This is a genomic window from Glutamicibacter protophormiae, from assembly GCF_014647495.1.
Lineage (GTDB): Bacteria > Actinomycetota > Actinomycetes > Actinomycetales > Micrococcaceae > Glutamicibacter > Glutamicibacter protophormiae.
This window is the reverse complement of the sequence record NZ_BMPH01000001.1, coordinates 136,039-156,822: the sequence shown is the minus strand read 5'-3', so window position 1 is coordinate 156,822 and position 20,784 is coordinate 136,039. Positions and strand designations below refer to the sequence as shown.

Below are 20,784 nucleotides of genomic sequence, written 5' to 3'. Positions count from 1 at the left end.
ATCGAGGATCCAGCCCACTGCCGCGAGTTGCCTCGACGGCGTGCCTGGTTCCCGCTGCACCGAAGTACCCGCTGTGCGCGGGCTGGGATTGAAAAGTGGCATTAAAAAAACAAAGAGGTGCAACCCTAGGGTTACACCTCTGTATACGATCGTCTCTAGCCGTCGGACTGGTCCCGCTTACGCTGGTTCCACTTCTCTTCAAGGCCGCTCATGAACTGAGAATTGCTCTTCGCATTCGATCCTGCGCGGGGCTTGGCACCCGGGCCGATTTTTCCTGCTGCCGACTTCTTCAACGCCAACATGACTCCACCGAACATCACCGCGAAACCAATAACACCAACAATGATGACCTGCTGGGAGATTCCGAAAATCAAACCGGCCAGTCCGAGAATGACCAAGAGGATGCCCAGCGCGATGTTGCGGGTTGAAAGCCGCCCCGTGCTTGATGGGGCTTTCATGTTGGAGGCAAAGCGACGATCTTCGTGCAGCTGCTTTTCCAACTGCTCCAACAGACGCTGCTCGTGTTCCGATAGCGGCATCGCCTTCTCCTTCCAATGACTTTCAGACGGTCATGCACCGTCTATTGGTTCCAACGCTTCATGCCCGGAAAAAGTTCCCAGTCATAGTTCGAACCTACTTCAAGGATAGTCTCTTTTGTCTCCACCCTGCTAGTTGATCTTCACCACTGTTAACTTAGGCATAGGTAGGGAAAACACGTCCTTTACTCCTTAGGGCGCAGAAAACGAGCAGGACCAGTCGACGACTTCGGGAATTTCTGGCTTATCAGATCCGCGATCCGCTCGGCTTCCCGAGTTTTTTCGTCCTTGGGGTCCAGGCTCAGCTGGATCCCCTGCGCCGAGTCTTCGAGCCGTTCGGCCTTGACTCCGAGCAGCCGGATGGGCTGGGCTAACGGCCACAGATTCCGAAACAGGCTGATTGCCTCTGAGCTGATTGCCGACGACGAATCCGTCGCGGCGGCAAGGGTCTTGGAACGGTTGATCCCGCTGAAGTCCTGATACTTCAGCTTGATCCCCACACCGCGTGCCACCTTCTCCTGGGCTCGCAACCGCTGACCCACCCGGTGCCCGAGGCGCAGCAGCTCTCGTTCCAGGACGTCCTTGTCCCGGATATCGGTAGAAAAGGTATGTTCAGCCGATAGGCTCTTTTCCTCACGCACTGGCTGCACAGGACGGTTGTCTATGCCATGGGACAGCAGGCATAGTGCGCGGCCATGCTCGCCAAATCTCTGCACCAACCTCGACTCGGGTTCGGCCGCGAGCTGTGCCACCGTATCGATGCCCAAGGCATGAAGCTGCTCGGCAGTTCGTTTCCCCACGCCCCACATCTTGGTGACAGGCAGCTGATGCAGAAATTCCAAGGTGCGCTCCGGCGCAACCACGGTCATCCCGTTCGGCTTGGCATAGGTCGAGGCCAATTTCGCCACGAACTTGTTTCGGGCGATGCCAACACTGGCAGGCAACCCGAACTCGTTCTGGATGTGCGCCCTGATCTTCTGGCCAATGGCGACCGGTCCTCCGAGCATTCTCATGCTCCCGGTGACATCCAGGAAAGCCTCGTCGACGCTGACTTGTTCCACCTGCGGAGTAACCGTGTGGAGGTAGGCCATGATCCGCTCGGAGATCGCGCTGTATTTTCCGTGAACCGGCTCGACGATGTTCGCTTCGGGCATCAGGGCAATCGCCTGGCTCATCGGCATAGCCGAATGCACTCCCCTGGCCCGGCAGTCATAGGAGGCCGAGAGGACGACGCTGCGTCGGCCGGGGAAACCGACAATGACAGGTTCGCCGACGAGCTCGGGATGGTCGATCAGTTCCACGGAGACGAAAAAGGCATCCATATCCACGTGCAGGATCGCGCGATGCTCCTTGTCATTCATGACAGCTATCTTAGTGCGCGCTCCCGACAGTGTGCTGGCAACCGAGCGACACGGCACTCCGCCTGCACCTGCCGAGTCATCCGGAAAAATCCCCTATGGATTCCCGGTAGAGTTGATCCTAGCCATCTGCCCCTTCACGCGGAGAATTGATTTTGCATGTCGTTGCCTGAAACCGTCTCGCCCTTTGAGGCTGAAGTCCGAGAGCTGAGCCGGAGCTTTACGGACGCCGTTGCCACAAAGCTTGAAGACTTCCTTTCCGCCAAGAACGATGAAGTCTCGTCAATTACCATCAGCGCGGCGGAAATCGTCAACGCGATCCGGACCTTGACGCAGGGCGGCAAGCGGCTTCGCCCGTTGTTCGCGTACTGGGGCTTTTTGGGCGCTGGCGGCCCCAAGGATTCCGCAGATGTGATCCAGCTGGGCGCCGCGCTTGAGCTTTTCCAGGCAGCGGCATTGATCCATGATGACATCATCGACAATTCCGATACCCGTCGAGGACGCCCGAGCGTCCACAAGCATTTCGAGGCGCAGCATCAGTCGCTGGGCTTGTCCGGAAGCGCGGCGAACTACGGAATGGCTAGCGCCATCCTGACCGGCGATTTGTGCCTCTCCTTGAGCGAAGAGCTTTTTGCATCGATTCCCGGAGTCGACGCTACTACACGCACCATCTTCAACCGCATGCGAACCCAGGTCATGGCCGGGCAATATCTCGATGTGCTCGAAGAGTCCGCCGGCCCCGCCTACGATCCGGCCGAAGCAGTAAAGCGCGCGCGCACCATCGTCCGCTACAAGTCGGCGAAGTATTCCACCGAGAACCCTGTTCTTCTCGGCGGCGCGCTTGCTCGGGGGAACGAAAGCCTGCTTGAGAGCTACAGCGCCTTCGCCCTGCCCTTGGGCGAGGCCTTCCAGCTTCGTGACGATGTCTTGGGCGTTTTCGGCGATCCCGAGATCACCGGCAAGCCTGCTGGTGACGACCTCCGCGAAGGAAAACGCACCGAACTCATCGCCCACGCGTTATTGCTGACTTCTCCGGAAGAGCGGGACTTCATCCAGAACAGGCTCGGCGCTCCGGACCTCTCGGATGCCGAAGTGCAAAAGCTCAGCGAAATCCTGCAAGCCAGCGGCGCGTTGCAAGAAACCGAACGTTGCATCAGCGAGTTGACCTCGCAGTCGCTACGGGCGTTGGGCGCGATCGAGGCCCACGGCCTCGCACTGGCCGGAATGAAATTCCTCAGCGACGCGGTGACCAAACGCAGCAAGTAGACTTGCAGAACATCACGCATACATAACAATAGGTCTCGACCTTCCTTCCAAATGGAGGAACGTCGAGACCTGTTGTTTATCTTAAGCGGTGTCTCTCTACCAGGCCAGCGACTGCGCGCGACGGCGAATCTCGGTCTTACGGCCCGAGCGCAGCGCGTTCATTGGGGTTCCCGGAAGCGATGCGTCCTCGGTGAAGAGCCACTTGATGCTCTCTTCGTCAGAGTAGCCCGAGTCCTTAAGCACGGACAGCGTGCCCTTAAGGCTGTCGACCACCGCACCGTCCTGAACGAATTCTGCAGGAACCGAACGAACCTTGCGCTCACCAATGCGCATTGCCACAACTTCACGCTCGTCAAGCATGCGGTGCACTCGGCGAATATCAATGTCTAATTCTTCAGCCAGATCGGGCAGGGTCAGCCACTGGCCAACGAGTTCTTGAATTTCATTCACCCCTTAAGGTTCCCATAAATTGCGATTCACCGCAGAAACTTTGTTCAAACCAGTCACAGCTGTTTCCATGCGTCACACAAGTAGTGTAAATTTTCATGTATCACTTTGATAACAATTGCAACACAAACAACTCCTGAAGCAGCCGGTTCAGGTGCCCTTGTGACTGTTTGCGATTATCGCAACCGTACAAATGAGGAATGACTCTATGCCCCACAAAGCGAACCATGTCTCCACGCATGCGCTAGGTGTTGTCGCAGGTGCAGCGATCCCCGCTGCTGTCATCGGCAGCCTCGCCTTGGCCCCGGCTGCTTATGCAGCGCCTGCGGTATCGGTAAACACCCCAGGCTCGGCCGCAAAGTCGGTAACACCCGAAAACATCAAGATCGCCGAAGATCAGATCAAGGCACACCTGATTGCTTCCCGTGTTCCTTCCCTAGGTTTGCCAGCCAAGGCCAGCACCAAGGAGATCCAGATCCCGGCCGGCGCCAGCCTGTCCAGCATTGCGGTGGAGTACAAAACCACCGTTGCCAAGCTGAAGGACCTGAACAACCTCAAGAGCGACTTCATCGTTGCGGGCAAGACGCTGAAGGTCCCGGGCCACGGTTCGCCGTCAAAGTCTTCGAAGGCTTCAAGTTCTTCGGCAACCGGCAGCTACACCGTCAAGTCCGGCGATACTCTTAGTGCCATTGCGGCCAAGCACAAGATGGGCCTGGCCGATCTGCTGAAGAAGAACGGCATCTCGTCCAGCACCAAAATCTTCCCGGGCGACAAGATCAAGGTCAACGGCGGATCGACCGGCAGCTCCGGCAAGGGCTCTTCGTCGGGTAAGTCCTCGTCGAAAAGCGCCGGATCTGCCAGCTACACCGTGCAAGCCGGAGACACCTTGGGCGGGATTGCCATCAAGAACAACATGAGCCTGTCTGCGCTCTTGAGCAAGAACGGCATCTCGGCCAGCAAGCCGATCTTCCCCGGTGACAAGCTCACCATCAACGGCTCCTCGAAGTCCTCCAGTTCCTCGGGCAAGTCCTCGTCGTCCTCGAAGCCTTCCAGCGGCTCAAGCTACACCGTGACGTCCGGAGACACCCTCAGCGGCATCGCGGCCAAGAACGGCATGAAGCTGGGCACCCTGTTGAGCTTGAATGGGATTTCTGCTTCCAAGCCCATTTTCCCGGGCGACAAGATCAAGGTTTCGGGCAGCGCTTCTTCGTCTTCGACTTCTACGTCGTCCTCCTCGCCCAAGCAGTCGGCGGGCACTTCCAAGGCTTCGAGCTACTCGGTGAAGTCCGGGGACACACTCGGCGGCATTGCGGCCAAGCACGGCATGAAGCTCTCGGATCTGCTGGACAAGAACCCGCAGCTGAGCACCTCGACCCCGCTGCAGATCGGCGCCAAGGTCAAGGTCAGCGGATCATCGGTATCCTCGACGTCGACCGGCGGCTCCAAGAAGAAGATCGGCAACACCTTCCTCGGACGCACCTATGCCGACCATGTGGTCAGCAGCGCGAACGAGAACAAGGACTACCTCGACTCGGTCTCCGTGCCAAGCCGCAGCGAAATGCAGAGCATCATCGTGTCCACCGCCAACCGCATGGGTGTGGACCCAGCGCTGGCGCTGGCGCACTCGATGCAGGAGTCGGGCTTCAATATGCGTGCGGTCTCCCCCGCGAATGCCATCGGCGCCATGCAGGTCATCCCGAGCACCGGCGAGTGGATGTCCTCGCGCGTTGGCAAGAAGCTGAATCTGCTGGACCCGCAGGATAACGTGACCGCTGGCATTGCAGTCATCCGCTACAACCTTGACAACACCAGCAATCTGGATGATGCCATCGCTGCGTACTATCAGGGCCTTGGCGGCGTGAGGAAGTACGGCATGTACGATGACACTAAGCGTTACGTAGCCAGCGTGAAATCGCTGATGAAGCAGTACCGCTAAGCACTGTGCGAAGGGCGGCCCGCAGAAGTTTCCACTTCTGCGGGCCGCCTTTCGTTTTTCCTACGGCGAACAACGGCTGGCCGCCAGTCCGGCGGACGTTCAGGCCTGGGCCCGGCGATCCAGGGTCAACGGCATTTCGATGACGACGCGCGTTCCACCCTCGTGGCCGGGCAGCCAATGGATTTCCCCTGACAACTCGCTGTTCACCAGAGTGCGTACGATCTGCAGCCCGAGCCCTTCGCGGCGCTCCCCCTCAGGCAGCCCGTGGCCGTCATCCTCGATGATCACCCTGAGCCAGTCCTTGGTATCGGCGCCGAGATAACGTTCGGCAATCAGTGCCACCTGTCCGTCGCGGTTGGCCAGTCCGTGTTCTACGGCATTGGTCACCAACTCGTTGATCACCAGCGACAACGGAGTGGCCAGGTCGGCATCGAGCATGCCGAACTCCCCTTCGCGGCGGGTGGAGACCTTTTGCCCCGGTGAGGCGATTTCGACAATCAGGCGGAACTGGCGATCCATCAAGTCGTCGAACTTCACGGTTTCGTTCAGCCCCTTGGACAGGAATTCGTGGACAGAGGCAATCGTGGACACGCGCCGCATGGCTTGTTCCAGGCCCTGCTTGCCCTCATCCGAGCTCATGCGCCGCGACTGCATGCGCAGCAGGGCGGCCACGGTCTGGAGGTTGTTCTTCACACGGTGGTGAATCTCGCGGATGGTCGCATCCTTGGTCACCAGCTCCTTTTCACGCCGCCGCAGTTCCGAAACGTCGCGGCACAGAACCAATGCACCCCAGCGCTTGGATTCGTCACGCAGCGGGATGGCGCGCAGTGAGAGGGTGACTCCGCGGTACTCGACTTCGGTGCGCCAGGGCATCTTGCCCTGGAGGACCAGCGGAAGGGTTTCGTCGACCACTCGCCGGTCGCGGACCAGCGCCATGGTCAGGTCGGCCAGCGGCTGGCCCTGCAGCACGTCGGCGGCGCCGAGTCGGCGGAAAGCCGAGACGGCGTTGGGGCTGGCGAATTCCACGGTTCCCTCGACACTGAGTCGGATGAAGCCGTCGCCCACGCGGGGCGCGCCGCGGCGCGAACCGGTCGGGCTGGCGAAGTCCGGCCACAGGCCCTTGGTGCCCATTGCCAGCAGGTCGTCGGCGCTTTGCCGGTAGACGAGTTCCAGATTCGAGGGGGTACGCGACTGGCTGCGGTCGAAGTGCGACGTGAGCACCGCGACGGTCCGGTGCTGGCGAACCAGAGGGACTGCCTGCACCGTGGTCAGCCCTGGAATCAGGTCGGCGCCGGGATGCTCGGCCGAACGCTGGATGGTTCGGCTGTCCCAGGCGCGGTCCACCATGATACGCAGATCCTTGCGGATCCGCTCGCCGACGAAGTCGGTGTGGAAGGTCGTGTGCGAGGTGGAGGGGCGCACATGAGCCAAGGCGACATAGGATCCGTCGCCGGTGGGGAACCAGAGCACCAGGTCTGCGAACGCGAGGTCCGAGACCAGCTGCCAGTCCCCCACCAGCAGGTGGAGCCAGTCCTCATCACCGGGACCGAGGTCGGCCTTGTGACGTAGATCTTCGGTGATGAGGGCCATTAGGGGTGATTACCTCCGGACGATTGAACGCAACAGGCGAAGGGCCACCGAGAGCGATGCCATGTCATCGCGTTCAAGCCTGTTCACTTCGGCGAACATTGCCTTCGCACGATCCAGATTAGCCGCGTTCGCCACTTCCCACGCCGCAACACGCTCTGCCACGTCGGTGATCTCTCCCGAGGATTCCAGCACGTCGTTGGTCAGGTCGATGATCGTGCTGTACAAGTCATCGCGCATGGCCGCGCGGGCCAGCGCCTGCCAGCGGTCCGACCGCGGCAGGTTGGTGATGCGGTTCAGCAGCGTATCGACGCTGAACAGGTCGTAGAGCATGAAATAGGTCTGCGAGACCTTCTCCACGTCCTCCTGGGTGCGGTGCACCAGGTCGGCCACGTCCAGCAGCGCGAAGGACTCGAACTGCGAGGCCCACATGCTGGCACGGCGTTCGCCAATGCCGTTGGCCAAGGCGTCTGCGTGCCACTGCTGGAAGCGCTCCTGGTCGTTGCCGTGCAGCAGCTGCGGCAGCTCTTCGCGCAGCTGGGTGACGATCGACTCGTAGCGCTCCACCGCCTGGCCGACCAGCAGTTCCTGGTCGACGCGGTTGATGAACCAGCGGGTGGCGCGGTCCAGCAGGCGGCGCATGTCATGGTGCTGGCGGCCCCAGTAGTCCACGTCTGTGCCCGCCGGCTGGGAGTTGATCGCGTCGAACTGCGCATCGAAGTGGTAGACCTCGCGCAGGGCGCAGAACACCTTGGCGATGTGCACTTCGCTGGCGCTGGTTTCCTCCATGGCGCGGAATACGTAGGTGATGCCGCCGATGTTCACCATGTCGTTGGCGATCACCGTGGCGATGATTTCCTTGCGCAGCGGATGGGACTGCAGCTGGTCCCCGAAACGCTCCACCAGGCGCTCCGGGAAGTACCGGCGCATGGTCTCGGCAAAGTAGGGATCCTCGGCCAGATCGGATTCGGACAGCGCATGGGCCAGTTGGATCTTGGCGTAGGCGGCCAGGACCGACAGCTCCGGTGCGGTCATGACACCGCCGGCCGCGCGGCGCTCTTCCAGCTCCTCGGAGCCCGGCAGGAATTCCAGCGCGCGGTTCAGGTCGGCGTGCTCCTCCAGCCACTGCATCAGGCGCTCGTAGGCCGGGGCCCAGGTCTGCGCGGCGTGCTTCTCATTCAGCAGCAGCACGTTCTGGTTGAAGTTGGTCTGCAGCACCAGGTCACCCACGTTGTCGGTCATCGACAGCAGGAAGTCCTTGCGCTCGGCAGGATCGATGTTGCCGGCCTTGATTTGGCGGTCAACGAAGATCTTGATGTTCACCTCGCGGTCGGAGGTGTCCACGCCGGCCGAGTTGTCGATGGCGTCGGTGTTCAGGATCACCCCGTTCAGTGCGGCTTCGATACGGCCCAGCTGGGTCATGCCCAGGTTGCCGCCTTCGCCGACGACCTTCACGCGCAGGTCCGCTCCGTCCACGCGGATCGAGTCGTTCGCGCGGTCGCCCACCTGGCCGTGCCGTTCGGCCGAGGACTTCACGTAGGTGCCGATCCCGCCGTTGTACAGCAGGTCGACCGGGGCCGAAAGGATGGCCTTGAGCAGCTCGTTCGGCGACATGGCGGTGACCGACGCGTCAAGCCCCAGGACCTCGCGGACCTCCGGGCTGACCGGAACGGACTTCAGGCTGCGTGGGTACACGCCACCGCCGGCAGAGATCAGCTCGCGGTTGTAGTCGGCCCAGCTGGAACGCGGCAGGTGGTAAAGGCGCTCGCGCTCCTCGAAGGCCGCTTCCGGATCCGGATTCGGGTCAAGGAAGATGTCGCGGTGGTCGAATGCAGCGACCAGCTTGATCGTCTTGGTACGGCGCAGGCCGTTGCCGAAGACGTCGCCGGACATGTCGCCCACACCCACCGCGGTGAACTCCTGGGTCTGGGTGTCGATGCCCAGCTCGAAGAAGTGGCGCTTGACCGATTCCCAGGCGCCGCGTGCGGTGATGCCCATGCCCTTGTGGTCGTAGCCCACCGAACCGCCCGAGGCGAAGGCATCGCCAAGCCAGTGGCCCTTGTCCTCGGAGATCTCGTTCGCGGTGTCGGAGAAGCTCGCGGTGCCCTTGTCTGCGGCGACCACCAGATAGGTGTCATCGCCGTCACGGCGGACCACGTTGTCCGGAGCCACGACGTGCTCGCCGTTCTCGTCGGCGACCAGGTTGTCGGTCAGCTCCAGCAGGGTGCGGATGAAGACGCGGTAGGCGCCCTTGCCTTCCTCCATCCAGGCCCCGCGATCCACGGCCGGGTTAGGCAGCTGCTTGGCGTAGAAACCGCCCTTCGCACCGGTTGGCACGATTACGGAGTTCTTCACCATCTGGGCCTTGACCAGGCCCAGGACTTCGGTGCGGAAGTCCTCTCGCCGGTCCGACCAGCGCAGGCCGCCGCGGGCGACGGCGCCGAAGCGGAAGTGGGTGCCTTCCACGCGCGGCGAGTAGACCCACAGCTCGTGCTTCGGGCGCGGGAACGGCGCGAAGTCGATTTCCCCCGGAGCCAGTTTGAAGGCCAGCGCCTGCTGGTTCTCGGCATAGTAATTGGTCCGCTTGGTGGCCTCGATGACCTTCACGAAGCGGCGCAGCAGGGTGTCGGCGTCCAGCGTCGGCACGGCCTCCAGCGCGTCGGTGATCTTCTCGTGGGCGGCGGCGCGCAGCGCCTGCGACTGCTCTGCGCTCAGCTTCGGGTTGAAGGTGGCGTGGAACAGCTCGACGATGCCGTGGGTGACCGCGGCATTGCTCACCAGCGCGCCGGCGATGAAGCCGGTCGAATTCGGCACACCCAGCTGCAGCAGGTAGTGCGCATAGCCGCGCAGCATGGCGACTTCCTGCCAGTCCAGGCCTTCTCGCAGTACCAGTGCGTTGAGGCTGTCAGACTCGGCCTCGTTGCGGACCACTGCGGCATAGGCGGCCGCCAGCTTGTCCTGGACGGCGGCGAAGTCGATGGAGTCGTCGACCTTAAGGCCCATGTCGTAGATGAAGCGCTGGCCGATGCCCTCCGGGTTCAACTCGTACGGGCGCTCGTCCACGACGTCCAGGCCCAGGTCCTGCAGCACCGGAAGGATGCGCGAGAGCAGCAGCGGGCGATCGACGTAGATCTTCATGCGCTTGGTCACCAGCGCATCCTCGTCATCGGTTTTCGGATCGTAGAAGGAGACGACCGGGCCTGCGGAGGCCGCAGGCTCCTGCAGTTCGGCGAGCAGCTCGATGTCGTTCAGCGCGTCGTCGATCTCGAACTGGACCTTGTAGGAGGCGGGGAACGCCTCGGCCCAGGTATTGGACAGCTGATTGGCCACGCCGGCCTCCAGGCTGTCGCGGGCCGCGTCGACGATGGCGTCGGACCAGGAACGCACGGCCATGGCGATACGGTTTTCCAGGGCCTTGCGGTCCACGACCGGGGCCAAGCCGTGGCGCTGCAGGCGCAGGCGGTAGAACAGGCGCACCAGTGCGCCGGAACCCAGCTGGGCCTCGTACTCCACCGAGTCCGCGTTGAAGGAGGTCTGCAGCTCCTGCTCCACGCGGTGGCGGACCATGGTGGAGAAGCGGTCACGCGGGATGTAGACCATGGCGGTGACGAAGCGGCCGTAGTCGTCGGTGCGGATGAACACCGAGGTGCGGCGGCGCTCCTGCAGGCGCAGGATGCCCAGGGCGGTGGAGGTCAGGTCCTCGACGGAAATCTGGAACATCTCGTCGCGCGGGTAGGTCTCAAGGATGGTGGTGATGTCCTTGCCGGAGTGCGAGTTGCGGGCGAAGCCGGTGTTCTTCAACACCGCCTTGACCTTTTCGCGCACGACCGGAACGGACTTCACGCTGGAGGTGTACATGCTCGAGGAGAACAGGCCGATGAAGCGGCGTTCGCCGTTGACCTCACCGTTGGCGTCGAAGCTCTTGACACCCACGTAATCCAGGTAGACGCCGCGGTGCACGGTCGAGCGGGCGTTGGCCTTGGTGACGATCAGCGCACGCTTGTCGCGCGCGGTAATGCGGCCGCGCTTGGTCAGATGCTGCGGACCCTGGTTTTCCAGCTCGCTCATCAGGCCCAGGCCGGTTCCCGGGCGGGCCACCAGGACGTCCTCGCCGTTCACGGTGTCCAGGTCGTACTCGCGATAGCCCAGAAAGGTGAACTTGTCGTCGGCCATCCAGTTCAGCAGCTCAACGGCCTGCTCCAGCTCGGCGATCTGGCCGGCGTTGGTGGTCTGCGGGAGGCTTTCTGCAATGGCCTTCGCCTGGTCCAGCATGGCCGGCCAGTCCTTCACTGCGACGCGCACGTCGCCCAGGACCTGGTACAGGCCCGTGATGATGTCCTCGGCCTGTTCGTCGCTCAGTTCACGGGCGAGCTCAACAGAGATCCACGATTCGATCTTGGTCAGCGATTCGGAGGAGACCAAGGTGCTCAGATCCGACAGGGCGGCGGTATCGCCGCTGGCCATGTGCTGGGTGCCGGTGAGGCTCAGGTTCTGGATCTGGCCGCTGGTGCGATCGCGGGAAACCACGAAAGTCGGGTGGACCACCAGTTGGATGGGGGCTTCGCGCTTGACCAGCGCCGTGGTGACCGAGTCCACCAGGAACGGCATGTCGTCGGTGACGATGTTGACCACGGAAATGCCCGCATTGCGGGTGATGGCGACGTTGGCGTGATCAGCTTCGCGCTCAAAGCCGATTTCCAGATGGGCGGCGACACGCGATTCGAGTTCGTTCGGCCTGTAGGCCGCAACATCCTCCTTTGCGATCTGGCCGTAGTACTCGCTCACCAAGGTTGGGGTGAGAGTCTCCGCCATGAATGATTCAGTCATGCTGGAATTCGACGAGTTCAAGTGAACGCCTCCAAGAACGATTCGATTGGTCCGCGCCGTTGCGGACCCATAGTTTTACCCACATTACATGTTTCCAGCGCTTCGGGCTCACAGGTTCTTTGCCAATCGACGAGTCTTTCCCTTTGCCGGGGAATCCGAAGATTTAATGCCGGCCAATGACCGTATTTCTGAACGTAATGAGCTTTTGGGAGCTATTTCCACTAATGGGCTTCCAGCCAAGATTGCAGCATGGCAAATCGGGTTGTCATTGGGCAAAAAGCCAACGACGGGGTGCGTTGGTCCAAAACGCTGCCAGGCCTCGAGAACCCGGCGTTTGGGGCTGTGCCCGGAATTGCCCGAAGACACCTTGTTGAAGATGATCTGCGGTTCGATTCCCGGGACTTTATCCTCCAGTTCATCGATGGCACGAAGCGCCCGGGGAATACCCAGGCTGTCGGCGGCGACCACCATGAAAACGTCATCGGCGCACTGCAGCATTTCCACTGTGACCGCGTTGCGCTGCGGGGCCTGGGTGTCGAAGCTGAGCTGCTCGTCCAGCTCGATGTAGGGAGCCACATCGAGCACCACCAGATCGTGGTGGGAGCGCAGGGTCAGCGCGGCCCGGCGCAGGGCCGCCGCACGGACTTCGGGCCAACGGCTGGCCCTGGGGATGCCGGTGGCTACCATGAGCGTGGAATCCGCGACCTCGACGGCCAGGCAGGTCGCGCGGAGCCGGGCCGGGTCGCGGGAACCGGAGTCGACAACGCGGCACATCTGCGCGATCGAGGCCGATTCATCCATCAGGCCGAGCTGGATCGCGAGAGCCGCCGCATAGGTGTCGGCATCAACGAGTACTACCGAGAGCCCGGCCACGGCCGCCTCCACCGCATAGTTCAGCGCCACGGTGCTGCGTCCCGGAGATCCCGGAGCACCCCAGAAGCAGACGATCCTCCCTTCGCGCCCGGCACCTGCCTCGGGTGCCGCCGAGGAACCGGCTCCCCGTCCCTCGGCAGCGCCGCCCAGGCTGCCCAGGGCCCGGGTGATGAGCGCTTCCAGTTCGACCATGCCGACGGTGTCCTGGATTTCAACCAGGCCCGGGACGATGGTGGTGCGCCCGGGCTTCGGATCCAGCAGGGCGACCACGGTGCGCTGCCCGGTCAGCTGGTCGACCTGTTCCATGGGCGGCATGAGGCCCCGCTCGGAAACCAGCAGGACGTCGGCCGCGCTGGCGGCGCAGGCCGCAATGGCCTCCGCCGCGTCGTCGCAGACCCTCACCACGATCAGCTCTCCGCGGTACCCTTCGATCTGGCGCACCAGGTGTTCATCGCGGCCAAGGACCACCACCGAGACGCTCATTGCTGCCCACCCGCCGGGTTGTAGATCACGGTGATGCGCGCGTCGTTGGCCAGCGCCTGCAGGAAGGCCTCAAGCTTGTCCGCTTCAACCAGCAGCTCCAGGTTGGTTCCGTTGTTCCCCACCAGCCCTCCGGCTTGGGCGACGCGCGCGGAGACTTCGACCATGGAGGCCAGCTGCTCCGGCACGCCGTAGCTGGCGCCGCCGGCTGCGCGCTGGGCGACCCAGACATCCACGAAACTGCCCGGGGTAATTGCCTCGCTCAGGTCTGCGGGCAGTTCAAGGTTCACCGGCCGGCGCGAGCCGAGCTCGCTGCTGGTGATCGAGGAGAGCGGGATGAGCTCCCCGGCACCGATGAAGGTGTTCGCCCGAGCCTTGCCCAGATCCACGACGTCTTCTTCCAGGTACTTGCCCAGCGCATCGCCAAGCTGGACCTCTTGCAGCTTGAGATTGCGGCTGGTGAGCTGCTCCCCCAGGGTGATGTTTGCTCCGGCCACGTAGACGGTCGTCGTTTCGTTCATGCCGCGCACCAGATACACCGTGCCGATGACCGACGCGGTAACCAGCACCGCTCCGAGCGCCAGCCGAGGATCTTTCCAACTGGGCCGCTTGACCCGCGCTGCGGCGGCGGGTCGGGACTCGTTCACACGTCGTTCTGCTGGCACGGCACGCACCTCCAACACATGGATATATGTGAGCCGAGCCTACGACAAGTTGGCGGTGCGCGAAAGGCTGTAGTTGAAAACTGTGGATTAGTATCCCCTAGGTATGGAGATCCACCCGATCGCGGCCAGCGGCACGATGGAGTGTTCGGTAATGCTGGATTCGCGGGGGAATTCGTCCCGCGGATGGGCGGCGATCATCAAGAAATCATGGCCGATCTGGGTCGGGGTGCCCTCGGCCAACAGTTTGCCCCACCCGTCGTGGATCCGCATCCGGCTCCGGTCGCGCAACAACCCGCGCAGCAGTGCCGGAAGCTTGACCGGCGACGGTTCGGGCCCCGGCAGCGCCGCAGACCGAGAGGGCGAGGCCATGGTGATCCGCTGGATGGCCTTCACGGTGACCAGCAGGCTGGAGGCCTCGGCATCCAGGCACACGTAGTCCTCCCCCATCGGCCCCACCGTCCCCACGGCTTCCACGGAGCCCGCCAGATGCAGGTGCACGGTGCACCCCGCGAGCGACGCGAGTTTTCCCGCCAGCTTTTCCGTAGCGCGTTCGATGCGAATGTTTTCCGCGACCTCGTCGCGGAATTGCGCCTCCAGCTGCGCCTGAAGCTGTGATTCGAGGTCCTCGAAAAGTGAATCCCAACGCATGCGCCAACTGTACGAGGGAAAACTCGCTGACGAAACCCTCTTCACAAAATCACATCAAGGTGTCATCATGTGAATCAAACTTCATCAAATCGCATCAAACGATACGAAAAGAGTTTTGGTGATGGATGGATTACGACGAACGCTTCTGCCCCTCCTACTGGCGCTGGGAACCGGCATTATCCTGGCCGGAGTTGGGTTCTGGCTTTGGCGAGAACGCCCGGTCTTCGATTACGCGAACCCTGGATCTGGCACGATAATCGTCCCTGCACTCTATGCCGCAGCGCTATTCGCGGCGTTCTACATCCTGCGCACCGCCACGGCGCACGCCATCCGCTGGGCCGCCGCCCGGCGGCATCAGCGCACCCTGCGGCTGTTGCAGGCAGTGGCCCCGCACGTGGCACGCGGCGTTCTGGGGACCGCGCTGGGGGCATCGCTGACTTTATCCTCCGCGACGGTTGCCTCTGCTTGGGCCGGGCCGAGCGCTGCCCAGCAGAGCATCGCCGCTTCGCTTCCCGCAACGACGGATACGACCGCTTCAGAACCCGAGCCGGTTGCCGCCAGCGAGCAGCTTCCCTCGCCGCGATGGTCGGCCGAGGCGATCAACGTGCCTTTGGCCCGGATCGTCGGCGGGCAGAAGCAGCCGTCGGGACGCGCGCAGGGCGTACGGCAGGAGGTGGTGGTCGCAAAGGGACAGACACTGTGGAGCATTGCCTCGCAGATGCTCGGCAGGCAGGCGACCATCGCGGAAATCTCCGCCCTGTGGCCCCGCATCTACGAGCTGAACCGCGCAGCCATCGGAGCCGATCCGGACCTTCTTAAAATCGGCACCGTTCTTTCGCTTCCGCCCCTGAAGTGATCCGGGCAGCGCCGCCGCATACCAGTGAACAACCTTTGAGGAGTCCCCATGAGCACCGACACCGGCTTCCAGGACTTGGCCTATACGGTCAGGGAAATCGAAGCCCGCAGAGAAGTCCTGAACCAGCGCAAGAGCTCCCGTAGTCGTTGCCAACAGCCTGTGACGGCCGCCGAGAACCGGACTCCTGCCGCTATCGCCGTGCCGATGGACCACATCTTCCATCGCGGCCCAGGCTGTCGTTCCGAACGGATCAACGTGGTCAGGCTGTCGCATGCGGTGTCCCGCGCGGTCTTCGAGATCATCGCGGGCTACCGAACCGTCGCACAGCTGAACTTCGTCATGAACCCGGACTGCATCCGCAAGCTCCGGGATCAGGCGCTCATCGAGACCGACGGATACAAGACCGCCCCGGAGCCAGGCACAAGCCACGGGCAGGTGCAGTCCATGCGGCTGCGCAGTACCCTGGGTGGCGGATGGGAGTGCACGGTGATCCTTGGCTTTAAATACCGCGTCCGCGCCGTGGCTCTGCGGGTAGAGCCATGGCACGGACGGTGGCAGGTGACAAGCGTTGAAATGCTTTAGCGCTTGTTCTTGGCCTTCTTCTTGTTGGCCTTCCTCTCGGACTTGCCTTCCGACTTGGCGGCCTGGGCGCGGGAGGTGCTCGCGTGGCCTTCCTCATCCGGCCCGGTGAACTGCAGGTTCGTCGGCTGGCTCGCAGCAGCGGCCTGGGGCTCGCCCGATTCCTCGGAACCGCTCGGGATTTCCAGGTTGAACAAGGTGCCGATGCTTTCCTCGCGAATGGCTTCCATCATCGTCAGGAACATGGTGTAGCCCTCGCGCTGGTACTCAACCAGCGGATCTCGCTGCGCCATGGCCCGCAGGCCGATGCCTTCCTTGAGGTAGTCCATCTCGTAGAGGTGTTCCTGCCACTTGCGGCCGATCGTCGACAGGACCACGCGACGTTCGAGGTCGCGCATGACGCCGGAGCCCACGCGGTTCTCGCGCAGCTCGTACTGGTACTGCGCATCGGAGAGGATCTCGCGTTCCAGGAACTGCGCCGAAAGGTGGCCGAGTCCGCCGGCTTCGTCGATGACCTCGGTCATGGAGATGCCGATCGGATACAGCTGCTTGAGGTTGGTCCACAGTTGCTTCAGATCCCAGTCATCCGGGTTGCCCACCTGGGTGGTTTCGGTGACCATGGCCTTGACGACGTCTTCCAGGAAGTGGCCGACCTTCTCTTCGAGGTCGTCGCCTTCCAGGATGGCACGGCGGTCGGTGTAGATCGCTTCACGCTGGCGGTTCATGACGTCGTCGTACTTCAGCACGTTCTTGCGCTGTTCGGCGTTGACGCCTTCAACCTGGGCCTGCGCGGATTCGATGGCTCGGGAAACGATCTTGGATTCCAGGGCCACGTCGTCGGGCATCGAGGGATTGTTCATGATGCGCTCGGCCATGCCGGAGTTGAAGCGGCGCATCAGGTCATCGGTCATCGACAGGTAGAAACGGGATTCGCCCGGATCGCCCTGGCGTCCGGCGCGACCGCGCAGCTGGTTGTCGATGCGGCGCGATTCGTGGCGCTCGGTGCCCAGCACGTACAACCCGCCGAGCTTGGTGACTTCCTCGGCTTCAGCGGCCACGGTTTTCTTGGCCGCCTCGAAGACGTCATCCCACTGCTTGTTGTATTCGTCGGCGTGGTTTTCCGGGTCCAGGCCACGGCGTTCCATTTCCGCCACCGCGAGGAATTCGGCGTTGCCGCCTAGCATGATGTCGGTACCGCGGCCGGCCATGTTGGTCGACACGGTCACGCCGTTCTTGCGGCCGGCCATCGCGACCACGGCGGCTTCGCGTGCATGCTGCTTGGCGTTCAGGACTTCGTGGCGAATTCCCTTCTTGGCCAGGAGCCGGGACAGGTATTCACTCTTCTCCACGCTGGTGGTGCCCACCAGGATCGGCTGGCCGGTCTTGTGGCGTTCTTCGATGTCCTCGACGACCGCATTGAATTTGGAGATCTCGTTCTTGTAGATGAGATCCGGTTGGTCCTGGCGGATTGCTGGCTTGTTGGTCGGGATCTCCACGACACCGAGCTTGTAGGTGCCGTAGAACTCGGCGGCCTCGGTCTGCGCGGTGCCGGTCATGCCCGAGATCTTCTCGTACATACGGAAGTAGTTCTGCAACGTCACCGTGGCCAAGGTCTGGTTCTCGGCCTTGATCTCCACGTTTTCCTTGGCCTCGATCGCCTGGTGCATGCCCTCGGAGTAGCGTCGGCCCTGCAGCGCACGACCGGTGTGCTCGTCGACGATCATGACTTCGCCGTTGACCACGACGTAGTCCTTGTCCTTCTTGAACAGCTCCTTGGCCTTGATGGCATTGTTCAGGAAGCCGATCAGCGGGGTGTTGTTCGCCTCGTAGAGATTGTCGATGCCCAAATAGTCTTCGACCTTCTCGATGCCGCTCTCGAGCACGCCGATGGTGCGCTTCTTCTCGTCGACCTCGTAATCGTCTTCACGGGTCAGGCGTGAGACAATCTTGGAAAACTCGACATACCAGCGGTTCACGTCGCCCGAGGCCTGGCCGGAGATGATCAGCGGGGTACGAGCCTCGTCAATGAGGATCGAGTCGACCTCATCGACGATGACGAAGTGGTGGCCGCGCTGGACGAGCTCGTCCTTGCTCCAGGCCATGTTGTCGCGAAGGTAGTCGAAACCGAATTCGTTGTTCGTTCCGTAGGTGATATCGGCAGCGTACTGCTTGCGGCGCGCGGCGGGATCCATGTTGGCCAGGATACAGCCGCAACTCAGGCCGAGGAAGCGGAAGACGCGGCCCATCAGGTCGGACTGGTACTGCGCAAGGAAGTCGTTGGTGGTCACCACGTGCACTCCCTTGCCGCTCAGGGCATTCAGGTAGGCAGGCGCGGTCGCGACCAGGGTCTTGCCTTCACCGGTGCGCATTTCGGCAATATTGCCCATGTGCAGCGCCGCGCCGCCCATCAGCTGGACGTCGAAGTGACGCATGCCCAGCACGCGGTCCGCGGCTTCGCGCACTACGGCGAACGCCTCGGGAAGCAGGGCATCGAGCGATTCACCATCGGCCAGGCGAGCCCGGAACTTTTCGGTCTCCCCCCGGAGTTCTTCATCCGAAAGTTCACGAATCTCGTCTTCCAACGTATTAATCGTGTCGGCGTACTTACGAAGAACCTTCAGGGTCTTCTTGTCGCCGGTACGCAAAATACGTTCTAGCAATGATGCCACGTGGTAGCTCCCAATATCTCAAGCACAGTAAATCTGGCGTAATCAGTCTACGTGAGGAAAACGTCGTCAAACGCTATTTCAACGGTCTCTGCGGTGTTCTTGTGGTGAACGGCAATGGACCGAACAGGCAGTTCACAGTCAACGTTCAACCCTGCCCAGCCCGAGCCACTGCGCCATCCGCCCCAGCTCGCGGTCCAGCGCGCCGGAAACTTCCGGGGAAACACCGGGCTCGAAATGCACCGCCTTGGCCTGCAGCACCCCGTTGCGCCGGTCGGCTTTCAGGTCCACCCGACCTACGAATTCCTCGCCGTGCAGCATCGGGAACACGTAGTACCCGTAGCGCCGCTTGGCCTGCGGGACGTAGATTTCCACCCGGTACTCGAACCCGAAGAACCGTTCCAGCCTGCGCCGGTTGAAAACCATGGAGTCGAAGGGCGAAAGCAGTCGAAGATCAGGCTCGATGCTGCGCGGGATCACTGCGCCGGGAAGCCGGTAGCAACTCCCTGCAAGGCCGGCGACCTCCACCTGCTCCACCAATCGCTCATCGACGAGTACGCGCAGCAAGGCGGCAACCTGGGTCGAGGGCAGTCGAAAATACTCGGCAATGCAGTGGGAGGTACCCACGCCCAGTGCGCGCAGCGCCCGCAGCACCAGCCGGCGCAGTGCGGGTTCCCTGTCCTGCGCGTCTTGCCTCGGCGGCATGTCGATCACGTCCTCGGCCAGTGCGAAGCGGCGTTCGAACTGGCTGCTGCGACCCAGCGCAAGGATCCTGCCCTGGGCGAATAGCGCCTCGGTGACGAACTTCGTGTCGTTCCAGTTCCAGCCCCAGTGCTGCTTCTCCCCGACCGGCTGCACGTCCAAGGCCGTGCTGAGTTCACGGGCGGTAGTCCCCGGATGCGCGGCGAGATATGACAATACACTCTCGGTCAGCTCATGGTGTTTTCCGGTGAACAGATCAGAACGGTCGACCCAACCGCGCCGCTGCCAGGTGATCAGGTCCGCGACGAGCTCGCTGCGGACGTAGCTGGCTTCGTGCGCCCAGTATTCGGTCATGGGCCCGCGCCGGCGGGCCACCAGCGCATCCAGGGCCCCGGTGTCATAGGCGCCAAGCCGCGCGAAGAGCGGCATGTAGTGGGCGCGCCGTACCACGTTGATCGAATCGATCTGCAGCTGCGCAATGGCTTCCAGCGTCGAGTTCATCCGCCGCAGGGTCACCGGCTTGTCCGGGCGGGCCCGGGATAAGCCTTGGGCGGCCAGCGCAACCCGTCGAGCCTGTGACAGGCTCAGGGTGCGCTGACCGCCCTTGCTTGCTGGATCGCTAATGACTAACCCTCGGTTGCCATTGCCTTGTCGCGGTACCCGCGGGTCTCGACGGTCGACTCGGACTCGGCGCTGAGCGAAGCATCCAGGGTGATGACTCCGTACTGGTACTGGGTGCGTCCGTAGACCACGGCGTGCTCTCCGGTAGCTTCATCAATGAACAGGTAGAACGGGTGCCCCACCAGCTCCATACGGTCAACGGCGTCATCGACGCTCATGACTTCGGCCGGGAAGGACTTGCGACGGATCACGACCGGCGAGTATTCGGCGTTCTCTTCGGCCTCGGCCGCCTCGGCGGCGGCTTGGGCTGCAAGGGTTTCCTCGACCAGAGACTTGTCGGTAGGTACCACTGGCAGCGCGCTTGTGGCCTCGTGGACTGCCACCGGGGCATGGTTTCCGCGATGCACCTTGCGCTTGTCGCGGGCCTTGCGCAGACGCTCAAGCAGTTTGGCGAAGGCGACATCGAAGGCTGCGAACTTGTCGGCGCCACGGGCTTCTGCACGGATGGCCGGTCCTCGACCGACAACCGTCAGTTCCACGGAGAGTGCAGTGCTCTGGTTGCGGGCGTGAGTTTCCTTGACGACCTTGACGTCAATGCGCTGGACTTTGGTTGCCAGCTGGTCGACCTTGGTGATTTTCTCGTCAACGTACTCCCGGAAGCGATCCGAGATGGTGATGTTGCGTCCGCTGTAGTTCAGCTCCATGGTGTCCTCCAAAATAGAGTCGGGTGACACAAC

At 62.4% G+C, this 20,784-nt stretch carries 15 protein-coding genes; 4 read left to right on the top strand and 11 right to left on the bottom strand.

Translation table 11 applies throughout. The features are described from left to right. Positions 1-155: 155 nt before the first annotated feature. Positions 156-539 carry an SCO2097 family morphological protein gene (locus tag IEY43_RS00725; protein WP_188946668.1) on the bottom strand — a complete coding sequence of 128 codons (384 nt, stop codon included), beginning with the start codon at positions 537-539 and terminating at the stop codon, positions 156-158. Between the two features lie 182 nt (positions 540-721). Further along, a complete protein-coding gene (dinB, locus tag IEY43_RS00720; RefSeq protein WP_188946667.1) occupies positions 722-1,897 on the bottom strand; it encodes a DNA polymerase IV in 1,176 nt (391 codons plus the stop codon). A gap of 156 nt (positions 1,898-2,053) precedes the next feature. Here dinB and IEY43_RS00715 point away from each other — a divergent pair, with 156 nt between their 5' ends. Further along, complete coding sequence (locus tag IEY43_RS00715; RefSeq protein WP_188946666.1) at positions 2,054-3,160, top strand: polyprenyl synthetase family protein; 1,107 nt, start codon at positions 2,054-2,056, stop codon at positions 3,158-3,160. A gap of 96 nt (positions 3,161-3,256) precedes the next feature. On the opposite strand, the gene IEY43_RS00710 is transcribed toward IEY43_RS00715, so the two are convergent. Then, positions 3,257-3,610: an Rv2175c family DNA-binding protein gene (locus IEY43_RS00710; RefSeq protein WP_188946665.1), complete on the bottom strand. Its 354-nt coding sequence runs from the start codon at positions 3,608-3,610 to the stop codon at positions 3,257-3,259. Between the two features lie 205 nt (positions 3,611-3,815). On the opposite strand from IEY43_RS00710, the gene IEY43_RS00705 reads away from it, so the two are divergent. Beyond that, positions 3,816-5,543, top strand: a complete 1,728-nt coding sequence (locus tag IEY43_RS00705; RefSeq protein ID WP_188946664.1) for a lytic transglycosylase domain-containing protein — start codon at positions 3,816-3,818, stop codon at positions 5,541-5,543. A gap of 99 nt (positions 5,544-5,642) precedes the next feature. On the opposite strand, the gene IEY43_RS00700 is transcribed toward IEY43_RS00705, so the two are convergent. The 5 genes from IEY43_RS00700 to IEY43_RS00680 all read right to left on the bottom strand — a co-directional run bounded on the left by IEY43_RS00700 (position 5,643) and on the right by IEY43_RS00680 (position 14,623). Further along, positions 5,643-7,133, bottom strand: coding sequence for a sensor histidine kinase (locus IEY43_RS00700; RefSeq protein WP_188946663.1), 1,491 nt, complete (start codon positions 7,131-7,133; stop codon positions 5,643-5,645). 9 nt (positions 7,134-7,142) lie between these two features. Then, entirely contained in the window at positions 7,143-11,957 is a 4,815-nt protein-coding gene (locus IEY43_RS00695; RefSeq protein ID WP_229777208.1) for an NAD-glutamate dehydrogenase, read from the bottom strand. A gap of 108 nt (positions 11,958-12,065) precedes the next feature. Then, entirely contained in the window at positions 12,066-13,313 is a 1,248-nt protein-coding gene (locus tag IEY43_RS00690; protein ID WP_188946662.1) for a P-loop NTPase family protein, read from the bottom strand. After that, entirely contained in the window at positions 13,310-13,975 is a 666-nt protein-coding gene (locus tag IEY43_RS00685; protein WP_188946661.1) for a hypothetical protein, read from the bottom strand. The genes IEY43_RS00690 and IEY43_RS00685 overlap by 4 nt, the downstream gene beginning before the upstream one ends. Positions 13,976-14,062: 87 nt before the next feature. Then, the gene (locus tag IEY43_RS00680; RefSeq protein WP_188946660.1) at positions 14,063-14,623 is read right to left on the bottom strand and encodes a hypothetical protein; all 561 of its coding nucleotides are present in this window, start codon (positions 14,621-14,623) and stop codon (positions 14,063-14,065) included. A gap of 121 nt (positions 14,624-14,744) precedes the next feature. On the opposite strand from IEY43_RS00680, the gene IEY43_RS00675 reads away from it, so the two are divergent. Together IEY43_RS00675 and IEY43_RS00670 are read left to right on the top strand one after the other, a co-directional pair. Beyond that, a complete protein-coding gene (locus IEY43_RS00675) occupies positions 14,745-15,479 on the top strand; it encodes a LysM peptidoglycan-binding domain-containing protein (protein ID WP_188946659.1) in 735 nt (244 codons plus the stop codon). A gap of 48 nt (positions 15,480-15,527) precedes the next feature. Then, positions 15,528-16,061 (top strand): Rv3235 family protein, encoded by a 534-nt coding sequence (locus IEY43_RS00670; RefSeq protein WP_188946658.1) that lies wholly within the window; start codon positions 15,528-15,530, stop codon positions 16,059-16,061. Here the strand turns inward: IEY43_RS00670 and secA are convergent. From secA to hpf, 3 genes are all read right to left on the bottom strand, one after another. Next, complete coding sequence (gene secA / locus IEY43_RS00665) at positions 16,058-18,727, bottom strand: preprotein translocase subunit SecA (RefSeq protein ID WP_188946657.1); 2,670 nt, start codon at positions 18,725-18,727, stop codon at positions 16,058-16,060. The genes IEY43_RS00670 and secA overlap by 4 nt on opposite strands. Before the next feature lie 138 nt (positions 18,728-18,865). Further along, entirely contained in the window at positions 18,866-19,927 is a 1,062-nt protein-coding gene (locus tag IEY43_RS00660) for a winged helix-turn-helix domain-containing protein (protein WP_188946656.1), read from the bottom strand. Positions 19,928-20,052: 125 nt separating this feature from the next. Next, a complete protein-coding gene (hpf, locus tag IEY43_RS00655) occupies positions 20,053-20,751 on the bottom strand; it encodes a ribosome hibernation-promoting factor, HPF/YfiA family (RefSeq protein WP_188946655.1) in 699 nt (232 codons plus the stop codon). Between the last annotated feature and the right edge of the window lie 33 nt (positions 20,752-20,784).

Coding starts and splice junctions, on each gene's coding strand:
- IEY43_RS00725 (WP_188946668.1), bottom strand. CDS start 539: ATGCCGCTATCGGAACACGAGCAGCGTCTGTTGGAGCAGTTGGAAAAG.
- dinB (WP_188946667.1), bottom strand. CDS start 1,897: ATGAATGACAAGGAGCATCGCGCGATCCTGCACGTGGATATGGATGCC.
- IEY43_RS00715 (WP_188946666.1), top strand. CDS start 2,054: ATGTCGTTGCCTGAAACCGTCTCGCCCTTTGAGGCTGAAGTCCGAGAG.
- IEY43_RS00705 (WP_188946664.1), top strand. CDS start 3,816: ATGCCCCACAAAGCGAACCATGTCTCCACGCATGCGCTAGGTGTTGTC.
- IEY43_RS00700 (WP_188946663.1), bottom strand. CDS start 7,133: ATGGCCCTCATCACCGAAGATCTACGTCACAAGGCCGACCTCGGTCCC.
- IEY43_RS00695 (WP_229777208.1), bottom strand. CDS start 11,957: ATGACTGAATCATTCATGGCGGAGACTCTCACCCCAACCTTGGTGAGC.
- IEY43_RS00690 (WP_188946662.1), bottom strand. CDS start 13,313: ATGAGCGTCTCGGTGGTGGTCCTTGGCCGCGATGAACACCTGGTGCGC.
- IEY43_RS00680 (WP_188946660.1), bottom strand. CDS start 14,623: ATGCGTTGGGATTCACTTTTCGAGGACCTCGAATCACAGCTTCAGGCG.
- IEY43_RS00675 (WP_188946659.1), top strand. CDS start 14,745: ATGGATGGATTACGACGAACGCTTCTGCCCCTCCTACTGGCGCTGGGA.
- IEY43_RS00670 (WP_188946658.1), top strand. CDS start 15,528: ATGAGCACCGACACCGGCTTCCAGGACTTGGCCTATACGGTCAGGGAA.
- IEY43_RS00660 (WP_188946656.1), bottom strand. CDS start 19,927: ATGAACTCGACGCTGGAAGCCATTGCGCAGCTGCAGATCGATTCGATC.
- hpf (WP_188946655.1), bottom strand. CDS start 20,751: ATGGAGCTGAACTACAGCGGACGCAACATCACCATCTCGGATCGCTTC.